A 14074-nucleotide genomic window follows, 5' to 3' on the forward strand; every position below is an offset into this window, starting at 1 on the left:
ACGGGCATTTCAAACAAGCGTATGTTTTTTCATTGACAGCTCACCGCCATCCTCATAACCTCGCCAAACCTTCAACGTACCGGGATGACGCGGACGTGGGCAGTATCTATCTGATTCGACATGGCCAGGCCTCCTTTGGTGCGGACGACTACGATGTCCTTTCGCCAAACGGTGTACGCCAGGCACAAGTGCTGGGCAGCCATCTGGCCGAACTGGGTGTCGTGTTCGATCGCTGCCTCTCGGGCGACCTGCGTCGCCAGCAGGATACCGCCACAGGTGCGCTGGGCCAGATGTCCGCCGCCGGGCTGCCGGTTCCCGGGCTGGAGATCGATTCGGCGTTCAATGAGTTCGATGCCGACGCGGTGATCCGCGCCCTGCTGCCGGACATGCTGCCCCAGGAACCCGAAGCCCTGTACATCCTGCGCAATGCCGCACAGAACCGCGCCGAGTTCCAGCGCATCTTCGCGTTGATCATCGAGCGCTGGCTCAGCGGCCAGTACGACCCGCCCGAACTGGAAAGCTGGTTGGGTTTCGTCGAACGCGTGCAGACCGGCCTGCAGCGCATTCTGGAGCAAGCCGACAATTCCCAGAAAATCGCCGTGTTCACTTCCGGCGGGACCATCACCGCCCTGCTCCACCTGATCACCCAGATGCCTGCGCGGCAGGCCTTCGAACTGAACTGGCAAATCGTCAACACCTCGCTCAACCACCTGAAATTCAGGGGCCGCGAGGTGGCCCTGGCTTCCTTCAACAGTCATGCCCACCTGCAACTGCTGAAGGCCCCGGACCTCATCACCTTTCGCTGAGTCCGGATCACTGTAGACCCTTGCTGTATAACCCAAATAAGGATCGAAACCATGACCTCCGTAGCCGACGCCGTACAAGCCATGAAAGCCAAGTTCAACCCAGACGCCGCTACCGGCCTGGACTTGATATTTGGTTTCAACATCACTGACGAAGACAAGCACTACGCCCTGATCGTCAAGGATGGCACCTGTGAGCTGCAAGAAGGCGAAAATGAGAACGCCAACTGCACGCTGATCATGGACAGCGAAACCCTCAAGGGCATCGTCAGCGGCGATACCGACGGCATGCAAGCGTTCATGGGCGGCAAGCTGCGCGTCGAAGGCGACATGATGCTGTCGATGAAGCTGTCCGAATTGTTCCCGGCCTGAGTCTGCTTGCCCTTTCTACGGGCGCCTTGGCTGCAAACAAATCCCGCCTCTGTGGCGGGATTTGTGTTTTTACTTGAGCATTTCCACTGGCCGGTCCATCGCTATCGCGAGCAGGCTCGCTCCCACAGGGGATCTGGGGCGATGCTCAATCCTCATCACCCGGAGCAATTGTGGGAGCGAGCCTGCTCGCGATAGCGCCGGTACATTCAGCAAAGGACCCTGCGGTAGTTCGCAGGTATCGTACAATCCCCGCTTTCCCCGTATCGGCCTGACCATGGACATCGACCTCGCCCGCACCTTTCTGGAAATCGTCCGCCACGGCAGCCTCGCCGCCGCGGCCGACAAGCTGCACGTCACCCAGACGGCTATCACGGCGCGAGTCCAGAAGCTTGAAAGCCAGCTTGGCTGCGTGCTGTTTGTGCGCAACCGTGCCGGCGCGCGCCTGACTGCCGACGGTGAAACGTTCGTGGTGTATGCCAATCAACTGGTGCAGACCTGGGAAGCGGCCCGCCGAGACCTGCCCTTGCCCGAAGGCTTTCGCAACGTTTTGCACCTCGGTGGCGAGGTCAGTCTATGCAACCCCTTGATGCTCGCCTGGGCCGAGGAACTGCGCCATAAAATCCCCGGCCATGCCCTGCGCATGGACATCCGCGATGGCGAAAAACTGCTGCAACAACTGGAACTGGGCCTGCTGGATGCCGCCGTGGTGTATCAGCCCGAATACTGGCCGAGGCTGCAAGTGGAACAGTTGCTGGAAGAGAAACTGATCCTGGTGCGCCTGGCGACCCGTCCAGAGCCCTACGTGTACATCGACTGGAGTGCCGACTTCCGTCGTCAGCACGACACTGCGCTGCCGGACAAGGCCAAGGCGGCCGTGACGTTCAACCTCGGCCCCCTGGCCCTGCAGTACATCCTGGAGAACGGCGGCAGCGGCTACTTCCGGACCCGAGTGGTGCAGAGCTATCTGGACAGCGGCATCCTGGAGCGGGTGCCCAAGGCGCCGGAATTCAACTACCCGACTTACCTCGTGTACTCCAGGGATCGGGATTCGGCGGCGTTGCAGCAAGCGTTCGAAGTGCTGCGCCAGATCGTCACGACCGGCAGCGACTGGTCCCAGCGCTGGGACCCGCTGACCTGACGAGTCTGCCGAAAAAAGCCCTCCTGCAAGCAGAGGGCTCCTCACCGACAGCCCGGCCCTAGGACTATCCCTGCAAGTACTGCGCGATCTCGTCCTTGACCTGCAAACGTTTCTCCTTGAGCGTCTTCAGGGCAACATCGGACAGTGCCGCGGAGGACGGTTTCTCGGCGTCGACCACTTCGGCATCTATTTGGGAATACTTGAGAAGTAACGAGTCGAGCCTGGGATTCTCGCTGCGCTTTTGCTGGATGTCGTCTTTTGTGCAGTTGAGATCCTGGCACAAATCGTGGATCACCGGCATGGAACACCTCCTTTGGTAGAACGATGGCTAACGCCTTCTACGGCGCTCGTCGACTATCAGAATGGCCTCGCCAACGGGGTTCTGTCGACCGTCAATCCGACCAGCGGTGACCGTTCGTCGTACCGCACCGCTTTGCAATCAAACCTTTGTCCGCCCGCCGCTCTCCATTGAACAGGACGACACAAGTCCCTTGTACAACCTGTGTGGAGACTTACCTATGGACGGATTCAACCTGCGTCAACTCGGCCTGGCAGTTGCCTTGAGCACCAGTATGGGAATGGCTTGGGCCGCGACTTCCAGCGACTTCGTCGACAACGCGGCGGCCGGTGGTATCGCGGAAATCGAAACCAGCAAACTGGCCCTGGAAAAAAGCAGTTCGGCGGACGTCAAGGAATTCGCCAACATGATGATTTCCGACCACACCAAAGCCAACGAGGAGTTGATCTCGCTGGCGAAAAAACACGATATCGAAGTGCCGGACGAAACCACGCTGGTGAAAAAGGCCAAGGCCAAGATTCTCGATATGCGCGAGGAATCGTTTGATGCGGCCTACGCCAACAACCAGGTGATGGCCCACGAAGAAACCATTGCCCTGTTCAAGAAAGAAGCCGAGACCGTCACTGACGACAAGAAGCCCGGCAACACCGAGCTGAAGGCGTTCGCGCAGAAAATGCTTCCAGACCTGGAAAAACATCTGCAGATGGCCAAGAAACTCCAGGCAGCCCATCCGAGCAAATAAAGCTTGAAACCTGAAAAAGCCCGACCATCGAGTCGGGCTTTTTCTAGGCTCTGCTAGCCGCCATCGGTGTCGATATCGGCGTCAGTGCTCTCACCGGATTCCGGGCGGTCCGGGTCAGGCTTGAAGCCAGGGCTGAAGGTGTTGTCGTTGTCCTGGTGGTGATTTTTTTGATCGACTTCGCTGTCGGCGCTTTGGGCTTGGCCTGCCCCAGCCGGGCTTACTGGCTGGGTGCCCGCGGGCTCGGTCGGAACCTGAGGATCGATAGCCGGATCATTGCGCGGTGACGGGGCCTGCGTCTGGCCTTGTTGCTGGGTGTTTGCAGGATCTTGGTTCATAGGCACCTCATTCATGACAGGCCGGATTGATGACCGGTCATGGTCATTTGAAGGTGGCATGGCGGCTTCGGTTCCATTTGTTTACGGTGCCGCGCTCAGCGCCCCAACACGGTTCCCACCATCCGGGTCAGCGCGTCCGAGCCGTAGGGTTTGCTCAGCAAATGAGTGTCGGGGCTCAACTGGTGGTTGCGGGAGATGATGTCCCGGGTGTGGCCCGAGGTGAACAGCACCGGTACCGGTGGTGACTGCACCTTAGCCCAAGCGGCCAGGTCGGAACTCTTGATCAGCCCGGGCATGACCACATCCGTGAAGATCAGGTCCACCACGACACCCTCCAGCAGCAGTTTCATGGCCTCGTCACCATTGGCGGCCGTGAGGGTCCGATAACCGGACTGTTCCAGCAGCTCCACCGACGCGCTGCGCACCTCTTCGTTATCCTCCACCACCAGAATCGTCTCTTGCCCACCAGTCAGAAGCGGGCTGTGTGGGGCCTCTTCACCTGTTTCAGGTTGCCGACTGCGGGGGAAATACATCTGTGCTCGCGTGCCCTCTCCCACGTCACTGGTAATCTCGATATGCCCGCCACTTTGCTTGACGAACCCGAACACCATGCTCAACCCAAGCCCGGTGCCCTGGCCGTCAGTCTTGGTGGTGAAAAACGGCTCGAACACATGGTCCAGGACATCGGGTGGCATGCCCGCGCCGCGGTCGATCACCGACAGGCGCACATAGTCACCGGCCGGAATGTCTTTACCGGCGCAGGACGATTCGTCGAGCACGATGTTTTCGCCGATCAGGCCGATGGTGCCCTCTCCACACATGGCATCGCGGGCATTGATCGCCAGGTTCAGCAAAGCGTTTTCAAGCTGATTGCGATCGACGTGGATGCACCAGGGCTCGGCGGGCAAGGTCACTTCGATCTGGATGGTTTCGCCCAAGGCCCGCTGCAACAATTCGCCCAGACCGTCGAAGATTCGTCGTGGGTTGTAGACCGCCGGTGACAACGGTTGGCGGCGGGCAAACGCCAGCAATTGCGAGGACAGTTTGGCGCCCCGTTCCACCGCTTCAATGGAGGCACTGACCCGCCGCTGCACATTGGCGTTGTGCGGTTCGTGGCGAGCCAACAGGTGCAGGTTGCCGGCGATCACCTGCAGCAAGTTGTTGAAGTCATGAGCCACACCGCCGGTGAGTCCGCCAATGGCTTCGAGTTTCTGCGACTGGCGCAACTGCTCTTCGGCCGTCAACCGCGCATGCACTTCCTCGGCGACACGCTGCTCCAGATCACGGGTGAACTTGAGCAGCGAGGCTTCAGCCGCCTTGCGTTCGTTGATATCAATCAGCACACCGGGGAAACGCAACGGCCGGCCCAACGTATCGAATTCACATCGGCCGCTGGCCAGCACCCACAGGTAATCACCGCCGAGTCGACGCACCCGATACTCAGCGTTGTAGGGGGTTCCGGTACGCAAGGTCAGTTCGACCCGCCGGTTCACCTCCTCCAGGTCATCGGGGTGGATGTTCTGGCGGGCAATCTCGACAGGCAGTGCATCCAGAGGCGTGTCTGGCGGGTAATTGAACGTGCGGGAAAAACGCTCATCGCCGGAAAGTGTGTCGTTCTGGATATCCCAGACAAACGACCCCAGCAGTGGCCCGGCCGAGAGGGCCAACTGAATGCGCTCGTTGACGGCGCGGTAGCTGCGTTCGGCCTCCTGGCGGGCACGCTCGGTCAGCACAAGCTCGGTGGTTTCCACGACGATCGCCAAAACGCCGCCCGGAGACTGATCATCGTCGGGCACCGGGCTGTAATAAAGGTCCATCCAGACATCTTCAGGCTTGCCATTGCGTAGCAGTACCAGCTCTTTGCTGCGATAGGACAAGGTGCCACCGGCCAGGCAGACATCCAGTACGTGACGATTGAATTCGGCCACTTCCGGCCAGCCCAACTCTACCGCGCAGCCCAGCAGGTACGGATGGCGCCCGCCGGCGAACTCGGCATAAGCATCGTTGTAGATCATGAAGCCCTGACGGCCCCACAACATGACCATCGGCAAAGGCGACGCCAGCAGCACCTGGACTGCGCTGCGCAGACTGGCGGACCAGTGCTCGATGGCACCCAGTTCGGTCTGGCTCCAATCGAACGACCGGATACGCCCGGCCATTTCACCGCCCCAACCGGGGCATCCATGATTCTGGGATAAGAACTGCATGAGTCGATTCTGAACCTCGAAAATGCCAGCAGGGAATCGGCATACCACAAGTCCCTTGTGCTCAGAGCTTCGAGCGCTGCGCTGGCGTTTGGTTTCATGGGCAGGTCATGATGCAAACCTGTCCGGGCTGGCGACATGCTTGCTGTGTGGCAGCCGGGTTCAGCGGAAATCGCGGCTATGCACCTGGATACCCGCCAGCAACTCGGTCAGGTCGCTCAGGCGGCCGGCGATCAGGTGACGAACCTCACCGACACTTTCCCAACGCCCGTCGACCCTGAGCAATTGCGAACCCACCAACGCTTTGCGTTGGCGCTCGGCCAGATCGCGCCAGACCACCACGTTGAGGTTACCAAACTCATCCTCCAGGGTGACAAAAGTCACGCCGCTGGCCGTACCTGGCCGTTGGCGGCCGGTGACCAGCCCGGCGACGCTGACGTTGCGGCCATGCTCCACATCCTGCAGCTCCCGCGAGCTGCGACAGCGCCGGGCGCGCAGTTCGGGGCGCAGCAAAGCCAGTGGATGGGGGCCCAGTGTCGTACCGACGCTGGCGTAATCGGCGAACAGATTCTCCCCCACCGTAGGTTTTGGCAGGTCCACGGGCGGTTCTTCCTGGCTGGGCAAACCGGCGAACAAGCCCAGCTGTTTCTGTACCCCGGCCACCTCCCAGCGAGCGCGATGACGATCACCGGCCAAGCCCCGCAAGGCACCGGCGTCGGCCAGTTGCGCCTGGGCCCGGGCATCGAGTTGCGCGCGCTCGCCAAGGTCGGCCACGTCACTGAAGGGCCGATGCCGGCGGGCCGCTTCGATACGATGGGCATCCTCTTGGCGAAAGCCCTTGATCATGCGCAAACCCAGGCGAAGCGCCGGTTGTCGGCCTTCCATGGGTTCGAGGCTGCAATCCCAGTCACTGGCGCGCACGTCCACCGGGCGGATCTGCAACTGATGCCGGCGGGCATCCTGCAGAATCTGGTCCGGGCTGTAGAACCCCATGGGCCAGCTGTTGATCAGGGCACAGGCGAACGCCGCCGGTTCATGGCATTTGAGCCAACTGCTGGCGTAGGTCAGCAAGGCGAAGCTGGCGGCATGGGACTCGGGAAAACCGTAATTGCCGAACCCCTTGATCTGTTCAAAGATCTGCGCGGCGAATTCGGCGGTGTAGCCGTTTTTCGCCATCCCCGCCGCCAGGCGTTCCCGATGCGGTTCCAGGCCGCCGTGACGTTTCCAGGCAGCCATGGAACGACGCAGCTGGTCAGCTTCGCCGGGGCTGTAATCCGCCGCAACGATGGCGATCTGCATGACCTGCTCCTGAAACAGGGGCACGCCCAAGGTGCGCTTGAGCACTTCTTCCAACGCTTTGGAGGGGTAAGTCACCGCTTCTTCCTTGTTTTTACGCCGCAGATACGGGTGCACCATCCCGCCTTGGATCGGCCCCGGTCGCACGATGGCCACTTCAATAACCAAGTCATAAAAGGACTCGGGTTTGAGCCGAGGCAACATCGCCATCTGTGCGCGCGACTCGATCTGGAACACGCCAATGGTGTCGGCGCGGGTGATCATCTCGTAAGTGGCCGCGTCGTCCTTGGGCAACGTCGCCAAGGTGTAGTGCTGGCCGCGGTACTGCGCGATCAGATCAAAACAGCGACGAATTGCGCTGAGCATGCCCAAGGCCAGGATATCCACCTTGAGCAACCCGACCGCGTCCAGGTCGTCCTTGTCCCACTGGATGATGGTGCGCTCGGCCATAGCGGCGTTCTCCACCGGCACCAGAGTGTCCAGAGGCTGTTCGGAGATCACGAAGCCGCCAGGGTGCTGGGACAGATGCCGGGGAAAACCGATCAGTTGTTGGGTCAGGCTCAGGACCCGGCGCAACACCGGGCTGTCCGGGTCGAAGCCACCTTCGCGCAGGCGATCCACTGGCGGTGCCTCGTCACTCCAGCGCCCACAACAGTCGGCCAGCGCGTTGACCTGATCCGGCGGCAAGCCCAAGGCCTTGGCGACGTCCCGCACCGCGCCGGCACCGTGGTAGCTGCTGACCACCGCCGTCAATGCCGCACGATGGCGGCCATAGCGCTGGAACACGTACTGCAGCACTTCTTCGCGACGCTCGTGTTCAAAATCGACGTCGATGTCCGGCGGTTCGTTGCGCTCCCGGGACAGGAATCGCTCGAACAGCATGCTGGTCTGGCTCGGGTCGATTTCGGTGATCCCCAAGGCGTAGCACACCGCCGAGTTGGCCGCCGAGCCACGCCCCTGACAAAGAATATTGCGGCTGCGGGCGAAGCTGACGATGTCCTGTACGGTCAGGAAATAGCTGTCGTAGCCCAGATCGGCGATCAGAGTCAGTTCTTTATCGATTTGTACCCGTACTTTGTCTTCCACACCCTTGGCCCATCGCTCGCGCATACCGCGTTCGGTCAATTCCCGCAGCCAGGACGCTGGATCATGCCCCTCAGGCACCAGTTCACGGGGGTATTGATAACGCAGTTGGCCAAGGTCGAACGTACAGCGCCGGGCGATGTTCAACGTTTCGTCGAGCAAGGCGCGCGGGTAGATTTCGGCCAGGGCCGGGAGACTGCGCAGGTGGCGCTCGCCGTTGGGGTGCAGGCGCTGGCCGGCCTCGGCCACCGTGACGTGGTGTCGGATGGCGGTCATGGTGTCCTGCAGGGCGCGCCGGCCGCGCACATGCATGTGCACGTCTCCCGTGGCCACGGCCGGAAGGTCCAAACGCTCGGCCAGCGCCAGCAAGTCCGCCAGCCGACGCCGGTCGTCCTGCCCGCAATGCAACTGGACCGACAGCCACAAGCGCTCGGCGAATATCTTCCGCAACCAGCGCCCCTGCTCTTCGGAATCGTTGTCACCGGGCACCCACAACGCCAGCAACCCCGGCAAGGGCTCGTCGAAGTCTTCTCGCACGATGCGATAGCGACCTTTCTCGCTGCGGCGGCGGGCGCGGGTGATCAGCCGGCACAAGGCTTGATAGCCTTGCAGATTCTCCACCAACAGCACCAGTTTCGGACCGTTCTCGATCTGGATCTCACTGCCGACGATCAAGTGCAGGTCCAGCTCCCTGGCAGCCTGCCAGGCTCGGACAATCCCGGCCAGGGTGCACTCATCGGTGATTGCCAGGGCCTTGTAACCTTGTTGTTGCGCACGACGGCACAGCTCCAGGGCGCTGGAGGCACCGCGCTGGAAACTGAAGTTCGACAGGCAATGCAGCTCGGCATATTCGATGTTCATGCGAACCAGCCCTGCAGCCACAGCGGGCCACCCTCGCCCACCGGTCGATAGGCCCAGCCCCGTTGGCCAGCGCGGGTTTCGATCAGATAGTAATCCCGGCGCACGTCGGCGCCGTCCCACCAGCCGGACTCGATGCGCTCCGGGCCCATGAGGATTCGCGCCTGGCTCTCCTGCAAGGCCTGGGGTTCGTCCAGCAGCCAGCCGGGACGCCGGACGCCCTCGCGCACCGGACATGCCAGGGCCTGGCGTTGAGAGGTCATCTGCCAGGCACATTCAGGCCGATGGTCATCGCGAAACCCCAGGCCCTGCACTGCGTCGTCCCCCAGCCGGGCCCGCAGCCGCTCGCGCAATTGCTCCCAAGGCAAGGACTGCTGGGGGCGCTCGTCGAACAGCTCCAGGCGTTGGGGCACGAAACTGGGCAGGTCTTCAGCACACAAGCGAAAGCCACGTACCGGTGCCTCGACCTGCACCTGTTCCAGCCGACCACGAGCCAGTTCGAAAAGCATCGCAGGATCCCGCTCGGCGCTGAGCAAGCCGACCTTGATCAGCGTGTCCGGCAACCCGGCGTGTTCCAGGTGCAGGTCAAAGCGTTGCACGCCGCTGTCGCGACCGCACAGGAAAGCCGAGAGATCACCGGTCAACCGGCGCAACGGAAACAACAACGCCTGGTGGGATTGCACGTCGTAATTGAGCTCGATGCGCACATCGAAACGGTCCGGCGGCAGGTAAAACGACAGCGCCAGGGTGCGGCTGCCCGTCAGCGCGTCAAGATGCTTGAGCACCTGGGCCTCAAAACGCCGCGCCAGGGTGTGTCGGGGCAAGGCCTGGACCTGGCTCAACTGGCGCAGCCCCATGCGTGACAGTGCCGTGGCGACGTCGGGTTCCAGGCCGATACGCTCCACCGGCATCTGCCCCAGGCAGGCTTGCAGGGTTTCAATATCGGGCACCACCAGGGCGTCGTAGGCATTGGCCAACACCCGCGCCGCCACCGGGTTGGGGGCGGCGACAATGCGATGCCGGAATCCCAGTTGCGTCAGCTCGGCCCGCAGGCGCTTCTCGAACACCGGCCAGGGGCCGAACAGGCCCAGGCTCGACTCGATCTCGAACACCACCGTGCGCGGGTAATGCACGCTGACCTGGGAGCTGAAACGGTAGGCCCAGGCCGCCAGGAACTGTTGCCAGTGTTCGATCTGCGCCGCATCGTATTCGGCCGTGGCAAAGCCTTTGCTCAGGGCCTGGGCGGCCGTCATGGTCTGGCCGGGGCGCAAACCCAGGGCCCGTGCCGGGTCATTGACCGCTTGCAGGACCCGGCGCTGGGCCGGACCGGTCAACAGCGCCAAGGGCTCGTCGGGATCGGGACGCTGACGCAGCGCGGCGTCCAGCGCCAGTTGCGGGAAGAGTATGCAGACCCAGCGCATCGCAACCTCAATGCTCGGTCGGTGTGCTGAGCGTGGCGAAGGCAATCGGCGTCGAACGGGCCAGCCCGCCCCGGCACTTGAGCACTCGCAATTGCCCTGGCCGGCCATCGATGGCGATGCGCAGGGCCGCCGGCGAGGGGTTGATGGCTTCCTGAATCGAGCGCCAGGCGAACGCCAGGGTCTGGCCGGTTTCCGCCGCCACTTGCAAGCGGCGCAGGGCGCGATCATCAGCCTGGCGGGGCCAGCACAGCACCGCGCCACAACTGCCCGAACGCAGGCATTGTTCGGCGGCCCACAAGGCGTCGCGCTCATCGGCCCGGATCACTGACAACTGGCGCAGGTCCACCCCGGCGTTCTGCCAGGCCTGGGGATAGGGCACGAATGGCGGTGCCACCAGCACGATCCGCTCCCCCGCCGCCGTCAGCCGCGCCAGGGTTGGCCAGACCAGTTGCAACTCGCCCACGCCCGGCGCGGCGACCAGCAGTTCCGTCAGCGCCGCTTCCGGCCAGCCACCGCTGGGCAACGCCGCGTCCAGGGCCGCATGACCGGTGGGCTGCGGGCTGGCAGCCGGGGGCGCGGGCCGGCCCTTCCAGACCTGGCCACCGTTGAACAGCGTGTCCAGCGCAACGACAGCGCCCATCAGCCTTGCCTCAGCAAGCCACAGAACACGCCTTCGATGGCCAGGTCCTGGTCGGCTTCGACAATGATCGGCTGGTAGGCCGGGTTGCGCGGCAGCAAACGTATCCGCTCGCCGATTCGCTCGAAGCGCTTGATGGTGACTTCACCGTCCAGGCGCGCCACGACGATCTGGCCGTTGGAGGCCTGGGGCGTACGCTGCACGCCCACCAGGTCGCCGTCGAGAATGCCATCCTCGATCATCGAGTCCCCCTGGACCCGTAGCAGGTAATCCGGCGCCTTGGTGAATATCGCCGGGTCGAGCATCAGGCGACTGTGGACCTCGGCATCCGCACCGATCGGCAGGCCGGCGGCCACCCGCCCCAGCACCGGTACGTCCAGCAGCTCGGGACGCGGCGGCTGGTTCAGCAAGCGAATACCCCGGGCCTGGTGCGGATTGACTTCGATGAAACCGGCTTCGGTCAACGCCAGCACATGCTTGCGCGCCACGCTGCGGGAGGCGAAACCGAACGCCTCGCTGATTTCAGCGAGGCTGGGGGGCTGGCCCTGCTCGGCGATGCGTTCGCGGATGAAGGTCAGGATGGCGGTACGGCGGGGGGTGAGAGTCGTCATGGAGTACATTTGTACTCTTGTCGGTTTTTTCTGACAAGCACCGCCAGTCAGTCAACCACAGGGAGCCGACCATTGACCGTCCCGGCTAAGCCGGTGTCGACCCCTCGGTCCGAAACGCGCTCGGGCTCATCCCGGTCCAGCGCCGGAACGCCCGGCGGAAACTGCGCACATCGCTGTAGCCGACCTCTTCGGTGATGCGCTCGATGGACCAGTCGGGGTTGGCCAGCAGGTTCAGGGTCCGGCCACGACGCACCTGTTCCAGCAAGGCTTCGAAGGTCAGGTTGTGCTCCGTCAAGCGTCGGCGCAGGGTGCGGCTGCTCATGTTGAGGTCGCTGGCGATTTTCTCGATGTGGCTGCCACGGGTCAGGTCCCGGGCAATCGCCCGCTCCACCGCCTGGATCAGATCGATCTTGCGATGGACCTCAGTGGCCTCCTGTTCCAGCAAGGCCAGGGCCTGACGCAAGGCCAGCGGGTGATGGTTGGGCAGGCGTACGCCGAGCCAGCAGGCATCGATCAGCATGCGATTGTGACGACAACCGAAACGCACATCCGGCCCCAGGACCCTTTGGTATTCCTGGGCATAAGACGGCGCAGCGTGCATGAACTCCACGGCCTGGGGCCTGAAGTCAGGCCCTGCCAACGCCCTGCCGTACACCATCAGGCTGGCGAAAAACTCTTCGACCGCAAAGACCTGGACCTCGGCAAAAGGCAGGCGGCAAGTCGCCTCGACCATGATCCGGTCACTGGCCTCTTCAACACTCGAGACTGCGATACCGCCGGTGGTGTGTTGATACCGAATCCCCAGGGCAAAGACATCGCGCAGGGTTTCGCACAGCGACAACACGTGGCCCAGCAGGCCCAGGGTACCCAATACATTGCGATCGCCAACCCACAAGCCCAGGCCCCGATCAGGCAACAGCTTGAGCGCCCGCTGGATCATGACCACGGCCTGGCGATAGGAAATCCGCTGGGCAGGATCCTGCAGATCGTCGAGCCCGAAACCAAGGCCGCGACACAGGCTGGCGGCATCGAAACCCTGGTCTGCCACCACGTCGGCCAAGGTTTGCAAAAGAAACGGCGACACCAGCGCCAGTTCATAGGTCGGGTCGATGACTTTCATCTGCATGGGCGGGTTCCGGGGTACGTTAGGCGGCGTTTTTGTAACCGGTTGTTTCATAAACGTTAGCATGACCCAGCGTATAGAGGGGCACAAAAATCTGGCCGCCCATGTCCCCTGTGTGGCCGCCAATACCCTGCCCTACCGGCGGCGAACGGCTTATTTGTATGGCTCGGACCTTTGGTGCATTTCCAACAATAATAATGAGCCCCCGCATGAACCCGACCCGCACGACATTCGCCTTGCAACTGACCCTCGGCCTGGCCTGTGCCCTGCCGGCCCTGGCCACCGAAACCGGAGTCGATAACATCGGCACCGGCACCGACGGTTTCTTCGTGTTGCCGCTGGACGTCGACAACCTTCCCGACCACATGTTTGCGTTCAACCTCTACTACAACCATTACAAGGCCAGGAAATTCAACATCAGTTCGTTGGGCGGCGAAGTCCCGGATGTCGAAATCGAATCCACGGCGGTGGTCCCCCGGATCGATTACCTGAGCCCTTTGCGGGTGGCCGGTGGACGCCTGGGTATCTACGTTGGCCAGCCCTGGATCAAACAGGAAATCTCGGTGTTCGGCCTGCAGGACACTCGCGAAGGCATGGGCGACACCACCATTTCGCCCATCGTGCTGTGGGACATGGGCAAAAACCTGACCCTGGCCGCCGCACTGGAAATCACCGTGCCGACCGGCGAATACAGCACCGACCGCCTGGCCAACACCAGCACCAATTTCTACACCTACAAGCCGCTGTTTTCCTTCACCTGGTTGCCCACGGAAAACACCGAGGTGTCGATGAAAAGCACTTACAGTTTCAATCGCGAGAACAAGGACACCGACTACCGCTCAGGGCAGATTTTCCACTTCGATTATTCCGCCAGTTACCGGCTGACGGACAACGTGATGCTGGGGCTCAACGGTTACTACCTCAAGCAGACCACCGACGACAAACAATACGGCCGCACCGTGCAGTTCGCCGGTCAGGACGTGGATGACGGCGTGCGCGGCCAGGTGTTCGCCATCGGTCCGGCGCTGCACCTGACCTTTCTCAAATACGCCAGCGCCGAGATCCGCTGGGCCAAGGAGTTCAACGTAGAGAACCGCCCCGAAGGCGAAATGCTCTGGGCCAAGATCAGTATTCCGTTTGCGTTGTGAACGCT

Annotated in this window: 13 protein-coding genes; 5 read left to right on the forward strand and 8 right to left on the reverse strand. The window is 62.3% G+C overall.

Annotated elements, in window-relative coordinates:
- Nucleotides 1–95: 95 nt before the first annotated feature.
- From PSH91_RS16705 to PSH91_RS16715, 3 genes are all read left to right on the forward strand, one after another.
- Nucleotides 96–806 carry a histidine phosphatase family protein gene (locus PSH91_RS16705; protein WP_047227818.1) on the forward strand — a complete coding sequence of 237 codons (711 nt, stop codon included), beginning with the start codon at nucleotides 96–98 and terminating at the stop codon, nucleotides 804–806.
- A gap of 51 nt (nucleotides 807–857) precedes the next feature.
- Nucleotides 858–1175: an SCP2 sterol-binding domain-containing protein gene (locus PSH91_RS16710; protein ID WP_160894175.1), complete on the forward strand. Its 318-nt coding sequence runs from the start codon at nucleotides 858–860 to the stop codon at nucleotides 1173–1175.
- A gap of 274 nt (nucleotides 1176–1449) precedes the next feature.
- Entirely contained in the window at nucleotides 1450–2313 is an 864-nt protein-coding gene (locus PSH91_RS16715; protein ID WP_047227886.1) for a LysR family transcriptional regulator, read from the forward strand.
- Between the two features lie 64 nt (nucleotides 2314–2377).
- Here the strand turns inward: PSH91_RS16715 and PSH91_RS16720 are convergent, their stop codons facing one another.
- Nucleotides 2378–2614 (reverse strand): YdcH family protein, encoded by a 237-nt coding sequence (locus PSH91_RS16720; protein ID WP_047227816.1) that lies wholly within the window; start codon nucleotides 2612–2614, stop codon nucleotides 2378–2380.
- A 217-nt stretch (nucleotides 2615–2831) separates the two neighbouring features.
- On the opposite strand from PSH91_RS16720, the gene PSH91_RS16725 reads away from it, so the two are divergent.
- A complete protein-coding gene (locus PSH91_RS16725; RefSeq protein WP_076384033.1) occupies nucleotides 2832–3353 on the forward strand; it encodes a DUF4142 domain-containing protein in 522 nt (173 codons plus the stop codon).
- Between the two features lie 53 nt (nucleotides 3354–3406).
- On the opposite strand, the gene PSH91_RS16730 is transcribed toward PSH91_RS16725, so the two are convergent.
- The 7 genes from PSH91_RS16730 to PSH91_RS16760 all read right to left on the reverse strand — a co-directional run bounded on the left by PSH91_RS16730 (nucleotide 3407) and on the right by PSH91_RS16760 (nucleotide 12924).
- A complete protein-coding gene (locus PSH91_RS16730; RefSeq protein ID WP_281460028.1) occupies nucleotides 3407–3688 on the reverse strand; it encodes a hypothetical protein in 282 nt (93 codons plus the stop codon).
- Between the two features lie 95 nt (nucleotides 3689–3783).
- Complete coding sequence (locus tag PSH91_RS16735; protein WP_076384031.1) at nucleotides 3784–5895, reverse strand: PAS domain-containing sensor histidine kinase; 2112 nt, start codon at nucleotides 5893–5895, stop codon at nucleotides 3784–3786.
- Nucleotides 5896–6054: 159 nt separating this feature from the next.
- Nucleotides 6055–9132 (reverse strand): error-prone DNA polymerase, encoded by a 3078-nt coding sequence (locus PSH91_RS16740; protein ID WP_173406787.1) that lies wholly within the window; start codon nucleotides 9130–9132, stop codon nucleotides 6055–6057.
- Entirely contained in the window at nucleotides 9129–10550 is a 1422-nt protein-coding gene (locus PSH91_RS16745; protein ID WP_139049648.1) for a DNA polymerase Y family protein, read from the reverse strand. Before PSH91_RS16745 ends, PSH91_RS16740 begins: the two co-directional genes overlap by 4 nt.
- Before the next feature lie 7 nt (nucleotides 10551–10557).
- Nucleotides 10558–11190, reverse strand: a complete 633-nt coding sequence (gene imuA / locus PSH91_RS16750; RefSeq protein WP_047227809.1) for a translesion DNA synthesis-associated protein ImuA — start codon at nucleotides 11188–11190, stop codon at nucleotides 10558–10560.
- Nucleotides 11190–11807, reverse strand: coding sequence for a transcriptional repressor LexA (gene lexA, locus PSH91_RS16755; RefSeq protein ID WP_305466253.1), 618 nt, complete (start codon nucleotides 11805–11807; stop codon nucleotides 11190–11192). The genes imuA and lexA overlap by 1 nt, the downstream gene beginning before the upstream one ends.
- A 76-nt stretch (nucleotides 11808–11883) precedes the next feature.
- Nucleotides 11884–12924 carry an AraC family transcriptional regulator gene (locus tag PSH91_RS16760; protein ID WP_047227807.1) on the reverse strand — a complete coding sequence of 347 codons (1041 nt, stop codon included), beginning with the start codon at nucleotides 12922–12924 and terminating at the stop codon, nucleotides 11884–11886.
- Nucleotides 12925–13130: 206 nt separating this feature from the next.
- Here PSH91_RS16760 and PSH91_RS16765 point away from each other — a divergent pair, with 206 nt between their 5' ends.
- Nucleotides 13131–14069 carry a transporter gene (locus PSH91_RS16765; RefSeq protein WP_047227806.1) on the forward strand — a complete coding sequence of 313 codons (939 nt, stop codon included), beginning with the start codon at nucleotides 13131–13133 and terminating at the stop codon, nucleotides 14067–14069.
- Nucleotides 14070–14074: the final 5 nt, after the last annotated feature.

It is taken from the genome of Pseudomonas sp. FP1154 (assembly GCF_030687245.1).
GTDB classification, from domain to species: Bacteria; Pseudomonadota; Gammaproteobacteria; order Pseudomonadales; family Pseudomonadaceae; genus Aquipseudomonas; species Aquipseudomonas rhizophila.